Genomic DNA, 18,693 nt, shown 5'->3' with positions numbered 1-18,693 from the left:
CCCGTAAATAATATCAAAATAATTCTAATAAAACCACTTCTAATTCACTCTCTAAACTGGCATAATTTCTTGCTGAATCATTCTCTTTTTGGGCTCGGATTGCAAATCCGCCCTATCGTTGTCCGAAAATTAAATATCCGAGTGATTAGGATTAAAAAGTATTCTCATTACATTATTTAAGTTAATGATAAGCTACCGTTTAGAGTTATTTTATCAGCATTAATGACCCCATAGTTTCTATACCATCAAACAAATTTTGGAGTCGAATGTTTTCATTTTCTGCATGCTGGTTGTTGTCATGATTCGCTATTGGAACGGAAATGGTGTTTGTTTTTAGATATTTTTCAAATAAATATAACGGTAGACTTCCTCCCATAGTTGGTTGCAGTACAACTTGGTCTTTTGTTGTGGCTTCAACTGCAGAAATCACCTTTTTGACAATTGCTAAGTCCATGGAGGTGCGTTGCGCATTTATTCCATTTTTATCACGGATGACTTTTATAATTTTAGGGTACAAATTTCTTTCTTCATCTGTAGGTTCGTTGCTTGTGACGAAGTAGCCTTGTTTTATTATATGATCAATTACTTTTTGTTGTTGTCTTTCCCAGTCGTTCCCTAATACTAACCTCAGGTCTATAACAGCGGTAGCAGTAGTTGGAATTTGATTTGAGGCCATTTTGCCTACGTTACCACTTTGCATACCATTTATGTTTAAAGAGGGCAGGTTGATCGATTCGCTTAATGTTTTATCTCGCATTTCAGCACTATTTATACCAAGCTCAGTTTTCATCTGTTCGTCAACAGAAGGAACTGTCAATAATGCTTTATTCTCTGATAGTGTTAATGGTATTACATCATCATAAAACCCCTTTATCGTCACGCGACCATTGTTATCTTTCATTGATGCTAACAGCTGTGCTAGCATCATCGCTGGGTTTGGAGCCCAATTACCATAATGTCCGCTATGTAATGGTCTTTTTGAGGCATATACCGTAAAGTAAAGGTTTGCATCTCCTCTAACACCAAAATAAATTTGCTTTTTCCCAGACTGATGTACCGGTCCGTCGCATATTATCCATAAATCGGATTGTAAAAGGGCTTTGTTCTCTTGTAGGATTTCATCTAGGTGTGTTGAGCCCTTTTCCTCTTCTCCTTCAAAAAAGAATTTAAGATTGTAGCTCGGTTTTAAGCCGCTTTTATTAATGGCGTCGTAAGCATTTATAATAGCATCAACTCCTGCTTTGTCATCGGAAGCACTTCTGGCATATATTCTCCATTCGTTATTGTATTTTCCATCTAAAGGGAAAGGAATGTTACTGCCGTTTTTATCAATAGCTGCCGTATATAACTTTGGGATAAAAGGACTCAGATTTTGATTCCATTGTTCAGGATTTACAGGTTGGCCGTCGTAATGGGCATAGAAAATCAAAGTTGTCTTTGCACCCGGTATAAGAACTTCACCGTAAACGGCTGGCGGAATATTTTTAGTTTTCCCATGTAATAACTGCACATTTTTGATACCTTTTCGATTCATCATTGACATGATGAAATCAGCATTTTTACGAAGGCTTAATGGCTCTGATGCTACGTTAGGGATACTTAAAAATTCTGAGAATTCAGTAATAATTTCGTTTGCGTTCTTTTGTGTGTATTTTTTTATTTTTAAACTTTCTACTGATTGTGCGTTAACTAGTTGTATAGTCAAAATCAAGAGTGGGATAATTAGATTAAGCTTTGTCATATAAAATAGGATTAGTTAAGTATTTAGAATATTAATTTTGCGGGAGGCTGCTACCAAATATATATAAATTTTTCCTGCTTTTGGGTCCCTATAACCAGGATAGGCGGATTTTTAATCCGTGCCCGTAAATAATATCAAAATAATTCTAATAAAACCACTTCTAATTCACTCTCTAAACTAGTATAATTTCTTGCTGAATCATTCTCTTTATGGGCTCGGATTGCAGATCCGTCCGAAGGGTCTGGATTCTCCCGTAATAAGGGGATGGGATGGACTGTGTAAAACGAGTTTCATTGTTAGTGCCACGCCACATAACTCTAACTGTTGAAAGAAGGACTAATTTATTTCATTTATTCTCGTTTTTAGCAACATCTTGTTCCAACTTGAATTGGTGGACATTTCACACTTCCGTAACTACAATATACGCAACAATCTCCTTCTAATGGTCGCAATATTGTTTTACAATTTTTACACTCGTAGAAAAATTCACAAGCATTTGTCGGCATCATTTCGTCTTTTTTGTATCCACATTTCGGACATATGATTGTCGATTTCAATTCAACAGTTTTTCCTTCATATATTCCACAAGTTTTACAATTTACGTATATTTTATTTTGATAATAATTTCCAATTGTTGCGATAAAAAGTCCAAACATTCCTGCATACATTAAATAAGTTGAATTTTCAGATTTACTCAAATAATATCCGGAAAATATAATTATTCCGCTCGAAATTGCAATTAATAATGGATAGAAGTATTTATGTTTTCTATACGAAATATATATTCCGATAATTGAAATCAAAACCATTATTTGAAAAATCCACATTGTCCAACCTCCGAATAATTCTAAACTTCCAAGCCCAAGTGCTGATGCTCCAAATGCAAAAAGAGGAAAACAACAAGGTGAGAAAATTGCAGTTAGAAAAAGTCCAAATGTTCCAAGTTTGTCAATATTATTTATAAGTTTAAATTTCATTTTTTTTATTTTCTTTTTTTGACTTTTCTTTCGGTTTCTCTTTCGGTTTCTCTTTCGGTTTCTCTTTCGGTTTCTCTTTCGCGCAAGTCTTAGTGCCAAGGTCAGTTGTTTTTCCGATGGGTCTGGATAAAAACCTCCAAGCGAACTGTATTTTTGTAGTCACTGAGTGAATATAAGTAAGTCGAAAGTTTAAAAGTCGTAAAGTCAAAAGAATTAACTTTAAGTAAAACAGCTTTAAATCAGATTTTTACATGATTTTATCCTGATTTTAAAATACGACATTATACCATAGTTATTACTTATGTGATTTAAACTACACTAAAAATTCTTTTTTTTAAAACGGACTGTTTATTCATGAAATAAAATAAGTCACACAAAGTATTAAAAAATAACGACCAGCCCATTCTATATTATTTCAACAAACATCTTATGTTGTTATAGCTTTATACTTTGTAGCGATTTTTTGTTATTTGCTTAATGTTGTGGGCACAGTTTACAAAACTGCGCTAACTATTGTGGCATATCAGCGCTATCGGGTAAAAACCTCCAAGCGAACTGTATTTTTGTAGTCACTGAGTGAATATAAGTAAGTCGAAAGTTTAAAAGTCTTAAAGTCAAAAGAATTAACTTTAAGTAAAACAGCTTTAAATCAGATTTTTACATGATTTTATCCTGATTTTAAAATACGACATTATACCATAGTTATTACTTATGTGATTTAAACTACACTAAAAATTCTTTTTTTTAAAACGGACTGTTTATTCATGAAATAAAATAAGTCACACAAAGTATTAAAAAATAACGACCAGCCCATTCTATATTATTTCAACAAACATCTTATGTTGTTATAGCTTTATACTTTGTAGCGATTTTTTGTTATTTGCTTAATGTTGTGGGCACAGTTTACAAAACTGCGCTAACTATTGTGGCATATCAGCGCTATCGGGTTTCTTGCCAAATTATTAAACATGATAGCGCGGATTTTCAATTCGTGCCCGTAAATAATATCATAATAATTCTAATAAAAGAAATTCTAATTCACTCTCTAAACTAGTATAATTTCTTGCTGAATCATTCTCTTTGTGGGCTCGGATTGCAAATCCGCCCTATCGTTGTCCGAAAATTAAATATCCGAGGGATTAATATAATCGTTGTCCGAAAAAATCAGATGTCCGAGCGATCGGGTCCAATTTTCACGCTTTGTTCTAGTACTAAAGCGGGTTTGGGCTTAAATTGCTTATTTAAAATATTTTTAATTACAGAATAGGAATTCCTATCCAATGCATAATAAGCATTATTACAACAGTTATTCCAAAACTGCACAAAGTTAGAATACGCCAATAAACAGACCTTCCATTCCCAAATCTCCAAATTCGTTCACCAGTTTCTTCTCTTTGTGATTTCATAGTTAATTTCCACAATATATATGTTGAAATAATAATAATAAAAATAGCAATTAACCAAAACTTTATCATAATTTATATTTTTTAAAATGTCATTAAATTCTCTCGAATTTCTTAAAATTACCGCCAACTGCTTTGTAAACTTTCTGCGGAAACAACTGCTTATTTTCAAATCGAAATTACCTGCGTAATTTCGGCATAACTAGCCAGTAACATTCCCTTGCTACAAGCGGTTTGGGATTAAAAAAGCCCTGTTTTCGGATTTGCCAAATCTCCCAAATACAAGACCATTTTTAAATTAAGCCAAATGCCCAAATCGCTTGTAGCAAGTGTTGGCGGTTCGGCTTTTTATTTAGTTTTGAAAACAATTGCTTTCATAATCTTTTATGAAGTCAACTAATATTTTTTCGTCTTTAATTTTAATTTCATCATTTTTGATTTTGTCATATGAAATTTTACAATCTTCAATAACGGGCAACATTGCATCTTTTGTTATTAATCTGCTCAATCCCATTGCTGGCATTTGAGCCATATCAATAATGTTAGGCTTTTTGATTACATAAAACCTTACAATATGACCGTGAGATATTCTTTTTAATATTTTGTAGAGTTTAATTTTATTAGAATATAATACTTGTGCAAATACTGATTCTTCAACACTTTCAAATGTTATAGTTTCTTTTTCTAATTCGATTTTAAAAGTTTTCAAATCTTTTGGTAAATATTCAACTTTAGTTCCATTTTGAATTACAGTTATTTTGTCTTCTAACTCAATTAACCGATTGACATTAAATGAAGATGCATTTAGTATTATTTCAACAGATAAAGTTTCATTGTTAAGATTAACTATTTCTCCTTTATAGTTAGTTTGTCCAATTGTTATTGTACAAAAGCTTAATAATAAAAATGTAATTAGAGGTTTGAATGTTTTTTGCATTTTAGTAATTTAAATTATTGTTTGTTTTTCGTTCAGTTCTTCAAGCTGACCGCCAACTTGTATACACTCGCTATAAAATAGCGTCGATACACCCAAAATCAGGTAGATTGTCGCTATTGCTTGTCTTTTTTTATATTCTTTCAAATATATTAAAATTTTCTTACAGTTTTTATACAAAAAAACAAACGTTATAGTTAGTGCGGTTTGCGTGAGGGAGGGAAGTGGCATCCTTTATTTTCTTTCTTTAAGAAAATAAAGATATAGCGTACCGTCCGACCCAAAGTGGCGAGGAGGAACGACAAAGCTGGTGCAGGGTCACGCCCAAAGGAACAACTTCAATCTTGACCACTCACCACTCACTTTTCACGATTCACTTTGTTGTCACTTTCTCCGTCCTTTTTATGAAATTTCCAAAAAAAGTATATCTTTAGCCAATTAAAAACCCAAAACCCAAAACCCAAAACCCAAAACCCAAAACCCAAAAAAACATGGAAGACCATAAACCAGACGATTTTAAAAGAGAATTAGGATTACTCGACGGAACCATGCTTGTGGTGGGTTCTATGATAGGTTCCGGGATATTTATTGTGAGCTCGGATATGGTGCGACAGCTGGGTTCTGCCGGTTGGTTGATTGCCATGTGGGTGCTTACAGGAACGATTACCGTGATTGCTGCCGTGAGTTATGGTGAGTTGAGCGCGATGTTTCCTAAAGCGGGCGGGCAGTATGTGTACATCAAGGAAGCGTATGGGAAACTCGTGGGTTTTTTGTACGGTTGGAGTTTTTTTGCGGTGATACAAACCGGTACCATTGCTGCCGTGGGTGTGGCTTTTGCCAAATTTGCCGCCTATTTATACGCGCCTTTAAGTGATAAGAATATTTTATATGAGATAGGGGATTTTAAACTCAATGCGGCTCAGATTGTGTCTATTTTCACGATAATTTTGTTGAGTTACATCAACAGCCGTGGGGTAAAAAACTCTAAGATTTTACAGACGGTTCTGACGGTTATCAAAATTCTGTCGTTGGCAGGTTTGATTATTTTTGGTTTTATGGCTGCCAAAGCAGAAGTTTGGGACGCGAACTGGAACAATGTCTGGACGTCACAAGCCCTGAATGTGGAAACGGGTTCGTGGTTGCCTATTAGCGGAACGGCGTTGATATCAGGAATTTCGGCAGCACTAGTAGGTTCAATGTTCTCTAGTGTGGCTTGGGAAGGAGTAACTTTTATAGCTGGAGAAATAAAAAATCCAAAACGCAACGTGGGATTGAGTTTGTTTTTAGGAACCTTAATCGTGAGTGTGATTTATATTTTGGCTAACTTGATGTACTTGGCTGTTGTGCCTTTGTATGAAATTGCTACGGCCGAATCAGATCGTGTGGCTGTTGTGGCTTCGCAACGTATTTTTGGTTCGGTGGGAACATTAATAATCGCGGTGATGATTATGATTTCGACTTTTGCCTGTAACAACGGATTGATTATGGCGGGTGCCAGAGTGTATTATACGATGGCGCAAGATGGTGTTTTCTTCAAGAAAGCTGCTGAATTGAATCATGCCAGCGTTCCGGCTTGGTCTATCTGGGCGCAGTGTATCTGGGCTTCGGCGTTGTGTTTGACAGGAAAATATGGGGATTTATTGGATTTTGTGGTTATCATCGTTTTGATATTTTATATTCTGACTATTCTCGGAATATTTATTCTGCGCAAGAAAATGCCAGATGCCGAAAGACCGTATAAAGCTTTTGGATATCCATTTTTACCGGCACTGTATCTAATTATCGCGACAGCAATTTGTATCGCCTTGTTGTATACCAAAACCAGTACAAGCGGTTGGGGTGTTTTGATTATGCTGATTGGTATTCCGGTGTATTATTTGACAAAAGCTAAGGAATAGTATCTTTTTAGTGAAAAGCGAAAAGTGAATAGTAAGTGGTTTTTAGTGCATGGTAGGTGGAATGATATATTGATTTTTAAGTTTGACTATTTTAAAATCAGTGAAAATCTGCTTAATCCGCGTCATCTGCGTGCCAATTCAACACAGTAATAACAAATTAACACACATAAAAAATCCGCGTCATCTGCGTGCCAATTCGGTGTAATAGGAACAAAAAAATCCGTCTCGTTTTTCCTAACGGGACGGATTTTCTATTGAATTCAGGCTGGGTTGCGGTTGTTCCAAATTTAAAACTAAGGGGACTAAAACTAAAACTAAAAAAAAATTACAATCGCAAATCCACAACCTGTAAACGGCAGGCTAGTAATACGTAAAACGCCTTACTTTGGCAATGTATTTAGCCAATCTAATAACTTGATGACTGTAGCCGTATTCGTTGTCGTACCAAATGTACAACACAATATTTTTTCCGTCTTTTGAAACAATGGTGGCGTTGCTGTCATAAATGGCAGGCTGCGATGTGCCGACGATATCCGATGAAACCAATTCGTTATTCATCGAATATTTGATTTGCTCGACTAATTCGCCTTCCAATGCATATTTTTTCATGATAGCATTGATTTCTAACAGTGATGTTTCTCTGGATACTTCCAGATTCAAGACGACCAAAGAGCCATTAGGAACCGGTACCCGAATGGCATTCGACGTTAATTTTCCCTCTAATGAAGGCAATGCTTTTGCAACAGCACTTCCGGCACCCGTTTCGGTAATCACCATATTCAAAGCGGCGGCTCTTCCACGACGGTATTTTTTGTGCATGTTGTCCACAAGATTCTGGTCGTTTGTGTACGCGTGGATGGTCTCCAGATGTCCTTTGACAACGCCCAAAGTATCCTCAACAGCTTTCAAGATTGGCGTGATAGCGTTCGTAGTGCACGATGCAGCCGAAAAAATATTGATTTCATCCGGATTGTATTCGTTGTGGTTTACGCCATGAACAATATTAGGAACTCCTTTTCCGGGAGCGGTAAGCAATACTTTTTCCACACCTTTGGAAACCAAATGGCGGCTTAGTGCTTCGTGTGTGGTAAAAGCACCCGTGTTGTCAATAACCAATGCATTATCAATTCCAAAAAGCGTATAATCAATTTCTTCAGGTCCGTTTGCCGTAATAATGTGTACAGTGGTTCCGTTGATAATCAAAGCATTATTTTCAGGATCAGCCGTTACGGAGCCTTGAAAATCACCATGAATCGAATCGTAACGCAATAAAGAAGCTCTTTTTTCAAGAGAATTAGCATCATTTTTATCGCGTGTTACGATGGCACGCAATCGCAATTGACTTCCTTTTCCGGTTTTCGACATTAATTCTCTGGCTAATAAACGACCAATGCGACCAAAACCATACAGCACCACATCTTTTGGTTGAATCTCCTCTGAGTTTTTGGCATTTTTTAATTTGTCAATGACAAAATACTTGGCGTCAGGATATGTATCTTCTTCTAAACCATATTCGTACGTCAGTTTTCCAATGTCTAATTTTGCAGGCGGTAAATTCAATTCTAAAATCGCTTTTGCAATTTTAACCGAATCAAATACTGAAATGGGTTTGCCTACAAATTCAGCCGCATATTCATGCAGGTTGATAATATCACTAACATTCCTGTCGATTAGCGGGTTTCTAAATAAAACCATCTCAATGGATTTATCGTACCATAAATCGCTGATAATTTTAATCAGTTTTACTCCTGCACGTCGCCTGTCGGCTTGAAAAGAAACTTCCTTTTCGTATAAAGTTGTAGTTGCCATGTTGAAAATTTAATGAAAAATAAAGGATTGTATTTTTTAAATTTGGCGCAAAAATACCCATTTCAATCGATTTCGTAAGCTATTTTTGGATTTATTTTAAAAATAAAAAAGCCACCCTGAAATATCAAGATGGCTTTGTTTTTTTTTTAAACAAGAATGCGCTAGAGAATTACACGCATGACTTCTCCCTTTTTAGTAATCATTTCGATGCGTATGGTTTGGTTTTCCTCTTTTTTACTTAAAAGTTGGGATACCGTTGCAACATCCGTAGCTTTGACATTGTCAATACTCAAGATAATATTTCCCACCAGCTCGTCTTCGTATTGCTTCAGATTTTGACTGCTTATGGATTTGATTCGCACGCCATAATCGATTTTGAATTTCTGCTTGTCAGCAGCCTCAATATTTTCTAATTCGATGCCTTTAAACTCCGCGCTGAAAAATTCATTTTTGCTAAGCACTACAGGAGCTACTCTTGTTTTTCCATCTCTGATATAGGTAACCTGTATTTTGTCATTGGGTCTTTTCGTATTGATGTATCCGGAAAGATCAGCAAAAGTAGCCACCTTTAGTTCGTCTAATTTGATGATGACATCTCCTTTTTCAAGTCCTGATTTTTCAGCTCCTGAATTTTTGGTAACTTTATTAATGTAAAAGCCTTGTGTTTGATTGATTCCCAGTTCTTTAGAAGTCATGCTATTTAGTTCGCCTCCTTCAACACCAAGAATTCCGCGTTGTACATTCCCGTATTCCATGAGATCCTCAATGATTTTTCGGGCAATATTCGAAGGAACCGCAAACGAATAGCCTACATAAGAACCGGTCATGGAGGAAATCATCGTGTTGATTCCGATCAGTTCACCACGCGTGTTCACTAAGGCACCACCACTATTTCCGGGGTTTACCGCAGCATCTGTTTGTATGAAAGACTGAATTCCGCTGGTGCCTAAATCTCTGGCTTTCGCCGAAACAATTCCGGCTGTTACCGTAGAGGTTAAATTATACGGATTTCCGACAGCCAAAACCCATTCACCCACTTTCACCGAATCAGAATTGGCAAAAACAGTATACGGTAATTTTTCATTCGCATCAATTTTCAACAAGGCAATATCCATTTTAGAGTCGGTTCCAATAAGTTTTGCCATGTATGATTTTTTGTTGTTTAAGGTGATTTCAATTTCTGATGCGCCTTTGATGACGTGATTATTGGTCACTATATAACCGTCCTCAGAAATGATTACTCCGGAACCCGTTCCCACTTGTTCCTGGGATTGTCCGCCTTTATACCCATAAAAATATTCTAAAATAGGATTGGTAATCGTTCTGCGGGAGACGTTTTTTACGTGTACCACCGTATGAATTGTTTTTTCTGCAGCCTCGGTAAAATCAAGAATCTCGGGAGACAGTCCGACTTTCGTTTCATACGAATCAGATGCAGCTGTTACCAAGGCATTTTTTTCACTGGAAAAATACCCATTGGTATCAAATAATAATTTGTAAGCGCCAAGTGTGACTCCCCCACTCAACAACGAAACCAAAAAAAGAGTTGAAATTTTTTTCATATGTAGATAATATTTGTTTTTTATAGGAATATGGTATCGCCAGATCTTCATTGGTGTTTGCGACAGCTTCTGTCATGGCGATTTCATAATTAAATTCGTTTATTAAGATATTTACTTGTAAAATTAAAAATAAAATAGCTTCCTAAAATACAGTTTAACGCTCTTTAACAATGATTAACATTTCATTAATAGTTCGTACTTTTGTAGCACACAATAGAAATTAAAATGCAACTACAATTTTATAAATACCAAGGAACAGGAAATGATTTTGTCCTGATTGATAATCGTTCGAATTTTTTCCCAAAAGAGAATACACAACACATTGCGCACTTGTGCGACAGACGTTTTGGAATAGGTGGTGATGGTCTTATTTTATTGGAAAACGACCCTGTAACCGATTTCAAAATGGTTTATTACAATTCCGATGGAAACCAAAGTTCCATGTGTGGCAATGGTGGACGCTGTTTAGTGGCTTTCGCCAAAAAGCTGCAGGTAATTGAGAATAAAGCTACTTTCATAGCCACAGATGGTTTGCATCACGCCACAATTGACGATGACGGATTGGTATCATTACAAATGATTGATGTTGATGCCGTAAAAGTCAGTACAGATCATGTGTTTCTAGATACGGGATCGCCGCATCATGTACAACTGGTAGACGATCTGGAAAATTACAATATCAAGGAAAACGGAGCTGCTATTCGATACGGAGATTTGTACGGGAAAGCAGGAAGTAACATCAATTTTGTCAAACAAATTGACGATGCCACTTTCTCTATGCGAACGTATGAAAGAGGCGTAGAGGATGAAACACTTTCTTGCGGAACAGGCGCAACAGCAGTAGCAATTGCAATGAACGTTATTGGAAAAACAAATGCTACTTCGATCGATTTAAATGTAGAAGGTGGAAAATTAGTCGTTTCTTTTGATAAAGGAGAAGGAAAATTCACTAATGTTTTTCTGAAGGGGCCAGCTGAATTTGTATTTAAAGGAACAATTATTATTTAATTAGGAAGCTAAAGGATTTAATTTTTATTCAGTTAAAAAATAATTTTCACGAACAAAGTAGAAAATATGGTTAAAGCAATTATGATTCCGGATGATATTATCAGCAGTAAAATTTATTTGATAAGAGATCAAAAAGTTATGTTAGATAAAGATTTGTCGGAACTTTATGCGGTAGAAAACAAACAACTCAAGCGGCAGGTTCGTAGGAACATAGAACGCTTTCCAGAAGATTTTATGTTTGAACTTAATCAGTTAGAATTCGATAATTTGAGGAGCCAAATTGGCACCTCAAGTTGGGGAGGAACAAGGTATATGCCTATGGCATTCACAGAACAAGGTGTCGCAATGTTGTCAAGTGTACTTAACAGCACTACTGCTATAAAAGTAAATATTCAAATTATACGTGTTTTCACAAAAATAAGAGCGATGCTTACCGATACTATGAGTATGAAATTAGAAATTGAAGAAATTAAAAAGAAACTCTCCAATCACACTAAAAATATAGAACTTGTGTTTAATTATCTTGATGAACTAATTGACAAAAAAGATAATACCGAACCTAGAAAAAAAATAGGGTATAAAAATAATTAAGTAAAATCTTAATTTTAAAATGAAAACATTAAAAGGAGACAATATCTACATTCGGGCATTAGAGCCCAATGATCTGGAGTTTGTATATGCCATAGAAAACGACCAGAGCATTTGGGAAGTCAGCAATACGCATACGCCATTCAGCCGGTTTTTAGTCAAGCAATATTTAGAAAATGCCCATCAGGATATTTATGAAGCCAAGCAATTGCGATTGGCTATTTGTCAGGATCAGGATTTCCCGGCCCTAGGTTTGATCGATTTATTTGATTTTGATCCAAAGAATAACAGGGCGGGAGTAGGTATTGTCATTCAAAAAAGCAAAAATCGAAAACAGAATATTGGTTCCGAAGCTTTGGAATTATTAATTGAATATGCTTTTTATAATCTAAATTTACACCAGTTATATGCAAATATTGGAACCGAAAATGAAGCTAGTAAAGCACTTTTTACTAAATTTGGATTCAAAATGACAGGCGTCAAAAAGGAGTGGACTTTTGTGAATGGTATTTATAAAGACGAAGCTGTTTTTCAATTGATCAATACTAAATTTTAAAAAATGTAGTTTTAATTCATCATAATTTCAAACTAAAGTTAAAAATACTACTTTTCCAATAAAAATACCATATATGAATTTAAAGAAAATTATTACCATTACCGCTGTTGTTTTAATAGGAATACTGATGCTATACGGATTGGTTATTTTGCGCCAAATTTTTTCTTCTAACACCAAATTCTCAGAGAACGAAGTGTACGTATACGTGCCAACGGATTCCAATTACGAAGAGGTCAAAAAAATAATTGCTCCGTATGTCGAAAACTTGGATCGTTTTGAGATGGTGGCCAATAAACGAGGCTATTCTGATAATGTAATTCCGGGACGTTTTTTATTCAAAAAGGGAATGAACAGTTATGAACTGGTAAAAACATTGCGTCTTAATTCAGCAGTAAAGTTGGCTTTTAATAATCAGGAACGTATTGAGAATTTAGCCGGGCGTGTAGGTTCACAAATTGAAGCGGATAGCTTGTCATTACTGACTTCCTTCAAAGATTCTATTTTCTTGAAAGAAAACGGGTTCAATGAAGAGACTGTTTTGGTACTGTTTATTCCAAATACATACGAGATTTATTGGAACACTACCGCTGAAAAGTTCCGTGATAAAATGATTAAGGAATACCGTAATTTTTGGAACAAGGAAAGAGTTGCCAAAGCGCAAAAACAGGGACTTACACCCATCGAAGCGACTATTCTGGCTTCAATTGTTCACAAAGAATCCGTAAAAAAAGACGAGAGACCAAGAATAGCCGGCGTGTATCTCAATCGGTTGCGAACGGGAATGCCATTGCAGGCAGATCCAACGGTAATATTTGCGATAAAGAAGAAAGCAAACGATTTTGATCAGGTTATCAAAAGGGTTTTCTACAAAGATTTGACAATGGCACATCCGTATAATACCTATATGAACGTAGGACTGCCTCCTGGACCTATCGCTATGCCTGATATTACAGCCATGGAAGCGGTTTTGGATCCTGAGAAAAACAAGTTTATTTATTTTTGTGCCAGCGTGGAACGTTTTGGATACCATGAGTTTGCTGCCACATTAACGGAACACAATAAAAACGCCAAAAAATATTCGGATTGGATCAACAGCCAAGGCGTAAAAAGATAGTTTTGGGATTAAAAAAAGGGATTTTATTTTTATTTTTAGTGGGTTTCCAAATTGTATTTGCCCAAGAGCGTGCGGAATCTTTTTTTAAACCCTCCGATTCTTTGAATAGGAAAAAGCAAAAAGGGGTATTTGTTGCTGAAGGTGCTTTGACCGCAGGAACGCTGATCGGTTTAAACCAACTTTGGTACGCTGATTATCCCAAATCTGATTTTCATTTTATAAATGACAATACTGATTGGCTGCAGATGGACAAATCTGGGCATGTATTTTCTTCGTATCATCTGGGACGTCTTGGTGCCCAAATGCTGCAGTGGAGTGGGGCTTCTAAAAAAAATCAGCTACTATACGGAGCCGGCTTGGGCTTTGCATTTCTTACCGCCGTTGAGGTTCTGGATGGATATTCTGCTGCGTGGGGTGCCTCCTATGGCGATATAATTGCCAATGCTTCCGGGACAGCTTTATACGTTTCTCAGGAATTAATCTGGAATGAACAGCGTATTACCCCTAAGTTCTCTTTTCATACCACCCAATATGCCAATTACAGACCGGAAGTTTTGGGCAGTTCTTTTACAGAGCAAATTCTAAAAGATTATAATGGACAAACCTATTGGCTTTCTGTTAATTTGCACTCTTTTGCAAAACGCTCCAGGATTCCAAAATGGCTAAATGTAGCTTTGGGTTACGGAGCCGAAGGAATGCTGACCGGAAATAGCGATAATAACGCTTTTTCAACCACAAATCCACAAAGATTCCGACAGTTTTATTTGAGTATTGATGTTGATCTGACGAAAATAAAGACGCAGTCCCATTTTTTAAAGACTGTTTTTTCCGTTCTGAACATGGTTAAAATTCCGGCACCTACAATTGAATTCGTGCGTTTTAACGATATAAAATACCACTTCATTTATTTTTAAAAAAGTTTAACTACTTGATTATCAGACTTATTATTTTTGTTGTATCTTTGCGCATAGAAATTTCTTAACGGGACAGCGTTTTGAAGAAAAACAATTTATGATTAAGAAGTGGTCTTTTTACACAGGTCTGACTGTGATTACAGTTTTTTTAAGCTCAGGTTTTAAACCGTTTAACCTAGAAACCAGCCCTTGGTTTCTTATTAATGAAGATGAGGGAGCACACTACTTATTTCCTTCTGAAGAACAAAATGAATACACCAAATTAAACATTCCTTTTACCGGAAATTTCTTTATCGGTTTTAAAGAAGCTATTGGATATAGAGAATCCGAAAGTAAATACAAAAAAGTGAACTCCCTCGGATATATGGGAAAATATCAGTTTGGTATTGAGACACTTAAATCGGTTGGAGTCTATAATCGGTCTGCCTTTTTGAATAGTCCTGAATTACAGGAAAAAGCATTTCTAGCGCTACTGGCGAAAAACAAATGGGAGCTGAAAAGAGAAATTGAAAAATACGATGGCACTATATTAAACGGAATATTCGTTACCGAATCCGGGATATTAGCGGCAGCTCACCTTGGCGGAGCGGGTTCTGTAAAAAAATATTTTAAAAATAAAGGAAAACGAAATTTTAGAGACGCTTATGGTAGCTCTATAAAAAGCTATATGAAAATGTTTGGCGGGTATGATACTTCGTGTATTATTGCGGATAATAATGCAACGGCAAAAAACATTTAATTCCTTTTTTATCTTAAAAAAAGAGGCTGTCATTATTTGACGGCCTCTTTTCTTTTATCCCATAGTCGAATTATTTAGCCTTAAGGATTTCTCTATTGGGACGTACCACTAAATTGATGGTTTCCTTCTATTTTTGATTTTTGCTTTCTCCGTTTCTTGAACATTTGATACTATTGCAATGCTTAAAAGAAGCAAAATAATAAGTGTTTTTGTGGAGTAAAACGGAACAAAGCTTCTCGATACGCTTCGCACTCGAAGTGACGTGTATCGAGAACCGTTTTTAATACTAATTTTCTAGTTCTCGATATAATCCCGCCCAAAAGCGGGATCACTCGAACTGACGAAAATTCCCATAAAAAACTAGTTACACCCAACGGGTTACTTGTAATAAATGACTAAAGGTAAGACGTGTTATTTTTTTTAATATTTAATTTAATGTTTATCAATAAGTAAGTCGAAAGTTTAAAAGTCGTAAAGTCGAAAGAATTAACTTTGAGTAAAACAGCTTTAAATCATATTGTTACATAATTTTATCCTGATTTTAAAATACGACATTATACCATGGTTATTACTTATTTTAAAAAAAATGGTAAAAATTAGTGTAATTCATAGCTAACTTTTTTAGAAATAATTCTGTTTTGTAAACGTAGTCTGTTTAGCGGATAGGCATCTGATTTAAAACAAAAAACACCAGCCTTTCGATTGATGTTCTTAAATTTTGAGTCAAAATAATAGGCTGTGGTTTTAGTCGAAACTGTCCATTAAAATGTCTAATATCTTAATAGCCGCTTCACTGATTTTTGTGCCAGGGCCAAAAACGGCAACCGCACCGGCATCAAATAGAAACTGATAATCTTGTGCCGGAATTACGCCACCTACCACGACCATAATATCTTCTCGATCGTATTTTTTAAGTTCTGCAATAACTTGTGGTACCAGCGTTTTGTGTCCTGCCGCCAGTGAGGAAACTCCCAGGATGTGAACATCATTCTCTATCGCTTGTTTGGCCGCTTCGGCTGGTGTTTGAAAAAGCGGGCCAATGTCAACATCAAAACCTACATCAGCATACCCGGTAGCTACCACTTTAGCGCCACGATCGTGACCATCTTGTCCCATTTTGGCAATCATGATTCTAGGGCGACGTCCTTCTTTTTTTGCAAATTCATCTGCCAGTTGTTTTGCTTTTTCAAAGCTTTTGTCGTCTTTTATTTCTTTGCTATACACACCGCTAAAGGATTTAATTTGTGCTTTGTATCTTCCAAAAACTGTTTCCAGCGCATCGCTGATTTCTCCCAACGTAGTTCTGTTTCGAGCGGCTTCAACCGCTATTTCCAGTAAATTTCCTTCACCAGTTTGCGCACAAAGGATTAATTTTTTCAGCGATTCCTGCACTTTTTCAGTAGCTCTGGTCGCTTTGATTCGGTCTAATTGTTCCAATTGTTGCTTGCGGACCATTTGATTGTCCACATCCAAAATCTGTAAAGGGTCTTCTTTTTCTAATCTATATTTGTTAACGCCCACAATAATATCCTGCCCGCTGTCTATTCTCGCTTGTTTTCTGGCTGCTGCTTCCTCGATTCTAAGTTTCGGAATTCCGGATTCAATAGCTTTGGTCATACCGCCCAGTTCTTCTACCTCTTGAATGAGTTTCCAGGCACTTTCAGCAATTTCATTTGTCAGACTTTCTACATAATAACTACCTGCCCAAGGATCAACCGTTTTAGTAATTTTAGTTTCGTCTTGTAAATAAAGTTGCGTGTTTCTGGCAATTCTGGCCGAGAAATCTGTTGGTAACGCAATTGCTTCATCTAAGGCGTTGGTATGCAAAGATTGTGTGCCTCCAAAAGCTGCTGCTGCTGCTTCAATACAGGTTCTTGCCACATTGTTAAAGGGATCTTGCTCGGTTAAACTCCATCCCGAAGTTTGACAATGGGTTCGTAACGCTAATGATTTATCGTCTTTTGGTTCAAATTGCTTTACTAATTTTGCCCAGATCATTCTTCCTGCGCGCATTTTGGCAATTTCCATAAAATGGTTCATTCCAATCGCCCAGAAAAAGGACAGTCGTGGGGCGAATTCATCAATTTTCATTCCGGTTGCTAATCCAGTTCTGATGTATTCCAATCCATCGGCCAGCGTGTACGCCAGTTCAATATCAGCCGTGGCTCCCGCTTCTTGCATGTGGTAGCCAGAAATGGAAATCGAGTTGAATTTGGGCATTTTTTTGCTGGTAAATTCAAAAATATCAGCAATGATTTTCATCGAAGGCGTTGGCGGATAAATATAGGTATTACGGACCATAAACTCTTTGAGAATATCATTTTGTATTGTACCGGAAAGCAACTCGGGTGCTACGCCTTGTTCTTCGGCGGCGACAATATAGAAAGCCATAATAGGTAAAACAGCGCCATTCATTGTCATAGAAACGGACATTTCATTAAGCGGAATTTGGTCGAATAATACTTTCATGTCTTCCACGGAGTCAATGGCAACTCCTGCTTTTCCCACATCGCCCACTACGCGCTCATGATCGGAATCATAGCCGCGGTGTGTGGGTAAATCAAAAGCAATGGATAGTCCTTTTTGACCCGCAGCCAGATTCCTCCTGTAAAAAGCATTGCTTTCTTCGGCAGTTGAAAATCCGGCATATTGACGCACCGTCCATGGCCGGCGGACGTACATTGTGGTGTATGGGCCGCGTAAATTGGGAGCAAAACCAGCCCCAAAATCAAGATGAGTAAGATTCTTAATATCTTGTTCTGAATACGTAGGTTTTACTTCTATTCCTTCTGCAGTTAGAAATGCATCAGCCACAGCATTTTCATGCCCGACTTTTAGCGCTGTACTTTTTAATTGTATGTGTTGTAAATCTTTTCTTTTCATTTGTTTAGTACAAAGATTATAGTTTTTTGAAATTTTAATTCCTTTCAGTCCATATTTCAGTATTTCTTGAAGTATGAAAAATAGCTGTAATGACAATTGTGTTCTCGTAGCTGTTGAAATGAATTAAGTATGGAAAATTTTCAATTAAAGCTACTCTGGTCTTATCATATATTATTTGAAAAAGTAATGGATTTGACTTAATTATTTTTAAACTTTCCTTGAACGAATTGGAGAACGTATCGCCCAATTTAGGGTGAATGCCTTTGTACCAATCCAAAGCTGTTTTGAAATCAAGTTTAGCTTCCTCTACAATTACAATTTTATAACCCACCGTCAATATCTTTTAGAAAATCATCAATATCTTGAGCTGAAGATGGATTCTTAAGATATTTCTCAGTTCTTTCTCTAACTTGGTCCATTTGCCATTGAGGGATTTCTAAAGTATTCGACTTTGGAAGAATAATCACTTCAACTTCATCAGCATTAAAATCATTCGGCAGTGTGATGCTTATTTTGTGATTTTTCACCTTAACGATTTGTCTTATGGGTTCCATTATTTTATGTTTT

Annotated in this window: 15 protein-coding genes and 1 pseudogene; 7 read left to right on the top strand and 9 right to left on the bottom strand. The window is 36.3% G+C overall.

Annotated features, from left to right (window positions below; all coding sequences use genetic code 11):
* Window positions 1-205 precede the first annotated feature (205 nt).
* The 4 genes and pseudogenes from EKL96_RS09595 to EKL96_RS09580 all read right to left on the bottom strand — a co-directional run bounded on the left by EKL96_RS09595 (window position 206) and on the right by EKL96_RS09580 (window position 5,058).
* Entirely contained in the window at window positions 206-1,741 is a 1,536-nt protein-coding gene (locus EKL96_RS09595; protein WP_126461410.1) for a M20/M25/M40 family metallo-hydrolase, read from the bottom strand.
* Between the two features lie 362 nt (window positions 1,742-2,103).
* Window positions 2,104-2,322 carry a GDCCVxC domain-containing (seleno)protein gene (locus EKL96_RS14450; RefSeq protein ID WP_231507379.1) on the bottom strand — a complete coding sequence of 73 codons (219 nt, stop codon included), beginning with the start codon at window positions 2,320-2,322 and terminating at the stop codon, window positions 2,104-2,106.
* A 51-nt stretch (window positions 2,323-2,373) separates the two neighbouring features.
* Window positions 2,374-2,718: pseudogene (locus EKL96_RS14445) on the bottom strand (MerC domain-containing protein); the annotation flags it as partial.
* A 1,755-nt stretch (window positions 2,719-4,473) separates the two neighbouring features.
* On the bottom strand, window positions 4,474-5,058 hold the full coding sequence (locus EKL96_RS09580) for a hypothetical protein (protein ID WP_126456057.1): 585 nt from the start codon (window positions 5,056-5,058) through the stop codon (window positions 4,474-4,476).
* Window positions 5,059-5,546: 488 nt separating this feature from the next.
* Here EKL96_RS09580 and EKL96_RS09575 point away from each other — a divergent pair, with 488 nt between their 5' ends.
* A complete protein-coding gene (locus tag EKL96_RS09575; RefSeq protein ID WP_126456055.1) occupies window positions 5,547-6,953 on the top strand; it encodes an APC family permease in 1,407 nt (468 codons plus the stop codon).
* A 360-nt stretch (window positions 6,954-7,313) separates the two neighbouring features.
* Here EKL96_RS09575 and EKL96_RS09570 read toward each other — a convergent pair whose 3' ends face one another.
* A complete protein-coding gene (locus EKL96_RS09570) occupies window positions 7,314-8,762 on the bottom strand; it encodes a glyceraldehyde-3-phosphate dehydrogenase (RefSeq protein ID WP_126461404.1) in 1,449 nt (482 codons plus the stop codon).
* Between the two features lie 161 nt (window positions 8,763-8,923).
* Window positions 8,924-10,324, bottom strand: a complete 1,401-nt coding sequence (locus EKL96_RS09565) for a trypsin-like peptidase domain-containing protein (protein WP_126461401.1) — start codon at window positions 10,322-10,324, stop codon at window positions 8,924-8,926.
* Window positions 10,325-10,549: 225 nt separating this feature from the next.
* Between EKL96_RS09565 and dapF the strand changes: the two genes are divergently transcribed.
* The 6 genes from dapF to EKL96_RS09535 all read left to right on the top strand — a co-directional run bounded on the left by dapF (window position 10,550) and on the right by EKL96_RS09535 (window position 15,243).
* A complete protein-coding gene (dapF, locus tag EKL96_RS09560; RefSeq protein WP_126461398.1) occupies window positions 10,550-11,332 on the top strand; it encodes a diaminopimelate epimerase in 783 nt (260 codons plus the stop codon).
* A gap of 66 nt (window positions 11,333-11,398) precedes the next feature.
* The gene (locus EKL96_RS09555) at window positions 11,399-11,923 is read left to right on the top strand and encodes an ORF6N domain-containing protein (protein ID WP_126461395.1); all 525 of its coding nucleotides are present in this window, start codon (window positions 11,399-11,401) and stop codon (window positions 11,921-11,923) included.
* A 19-nt stretch (window positions 11,924-11,942) separates the two neighbouring features.
* A complete protein-coding gene (locus EKL96_RS09550) occupies window positions 11,943-12,476 on the top strand; it encodes a GNAT family N-acetyltransferase (protein ID WP_126456048.1) in 534 nt (177 codons plus the stop codon).
* Between the two features lie 73 nt (window positions 12,477-12,549).
* Window positions 12,550-13,590 carry an endolytic transglycosylase MltG gene (mltG, locus tag EKL96_RS09545; RefSeq protein ID WP_126461392.1) on the top strand — a complete coding sequence of 347 codons (1,041 nt, stop codon included), beginning with the start codon at window positions 12,550-12,552 and terminating at the stop codon, window positions 13,588-13,590.
* The gene (locus EKL96_RS09540; protein WP_410503642.1) at window positions 13,560-14,504 is read left to right on the top strand and encodes a DUF2279 domain-containing protein; all 945 of its coding nucleotides are present in this window, start codon (window positions 13,560-13,562) and stop codon (window positions 14,502-14,504) included. Before mltG ends, EKL96_RS09540 begins: the two co-directional genes overlap by 31 nt.
* Window positions 14,505-14,601: 97 nt before the next feature.
* Window positions 14,602-15,243: a peptidoglycan-binding protein LysM gene (locus EKL96_RS09535; RefSeq protein ID WP_126461389.1), complete on the top strand. Its 642-nt coding sequence runs from the start codon at window positions 14,602-14,604 to the stop codon at window positions 15,241-15,243.
* Between the two features lie 744 nt (window positions 15,244-15,987).
* Here EKL96_RS09535 and scpA read toward each other — a convergent pair.
* Genes scpA through EKL96_RS09520 form a run of 3 tightly spaced genes read right to left on the bottom strand, consistent with a single transcriptional unit; the run spans window position 15,988 to window position 18,680 of the window.
* Window positions 15,988-18,126 carry a methylmalonyl-CoA mutase gene (gene scpA, locus EKL96_RS09530; protein WP_126461387.1) on the bottom strand — a complete coding sequence of 713 codons (2,139 nt, stop codon included), beginning with the start codon at window positions 18,124-18,126 and terminating at the stop codon, window positions 15,988-15,990.
* A gap of 34 nt (window positions 18,127-18,160) precedes the next feature.
* Complete coding sequence (locus EKL96_RS09525) at window positions 18,161-18,457, bottom strand: type II toxin-antitoxin system RelE/ParE family toxin (protein ID WP_126461385.1); 297 nt, start codon at window positions 18,455-18,457, stop codon at window positions 18,161-18,163.
* Window positions 18,447-18,680: a hypothetical protein gene (locus tag EKL96_RS09520; protein WP_126461382.1), complete on the bottom strand. Its 234-nt coding sequence runs from the start codon at window positions 18,678-18,680 to the stop codon at window positions 18,447-18,449. Before EKL96_RS09520 ends, EKL96_RS09525 begins: the two co-directional genes overlap by 11 nt.
* Window positions 18,681-18,693 lie beyond the last annotated feature (13 nt).

This window comes from Flavobacterium sp. LS1R10, assembly GCF_003968825.1.
Classification (GTDB): domain Bacteria; phylum Bacteroidota; class Bacteroidia; order Flavobacteriales; family Flavobacteriaceae; genus Flavobacterium.
Note: the sequence above shows the minus strand (reverse complement) of the source record. Positions and strands in the feature narration are given on the sequence as shown.

Excerpts from the sequence above, each read along its gene's own strand:
- EKL96_RS09595 (WP_126461410.1), bottom strand. The coding sequence starts at position 1,741 with ATGACAAAGCTTAATCTAATTATCCCACTCTTGATTTTGACTATACAA.
- EKL96_RS09580 (WP_126456057.1), bottom strand. The coding sequence starts at position 5,058 with ATGCAAAAAACATTCAAACCTCTAATTACATTTTTATTATTAAGCTTT.
- EKL96_RS09575 (WP_126456055.1), top strand. The coding sequence starts at position 5,547 with ATGGAAGACCATAAACCAGACGATTTTAAAAGAGAATTAGGATTACTC.
- EKL96_RS09570 (WP_126461404.1), bottom strand. The coding sequence starts at position 8,762 with ATGGCAACTACAACTTTATACGAAAAGGAAGTTTCTTTTCAAGCCGAC.
- EKL96_RS09565 (WP_126461401.1), bottom strand. The coding sequence starts at position 10,324 with ATGAAAAAAATTTCAACTCTTTTTTTGGTTTCGTTGTTGAGTGGGGGA.
- dapF (WP_126461398.1), top strand. The coding sequence starts at position 10,550 with ATGCAACTACAATTTTATAAATACCAAGGAACAGGAAATGATTTTGTC.
- EKL96_RS09555 (WP_126461395.1), top strand. The coding sequence starts at position 11,399 with ATGGTTAAAGCAATTATGATTCCGGATGATATTATCAGCAGTAAAATT.
- EKL96_RS09550 (WP_126456048.1), top strand. The coding sequence starts at position 11,943 with ATGAAAACATTAAAAGGAGACAATATCTACATTCGGGCATTAGAGCCC.
- mltG (WP_126461392.1), top strand. The coding sequence starts at position 12,550 with ATGAATTTAAAGAAAATTATTACCATTACCGCTGTTGTTTTAATAGGA.
- EKL96_RS09535 (WP_126461389.1), top strand. The coding sequence starts at position 14,602 with ATGATTAAGAAGTGGTCTTTTTACACAGGTCTGACTGTGATTACAGTT.
- scpA (WP_126461387.1), bottom strand. The coding sequence starts at position 18,126 with ATGAAAAGAAAAGATTTACAACACATACAATTAAAAAGTACAGCGCTA.
- EKL96_RS09520 (WP_126461382.1), bottom strand. The coding sequence starts at position 18,680 with ATGGAACCCATAAGACAAATCGTTAAGGTGAAAAATCACAAAATAAGC.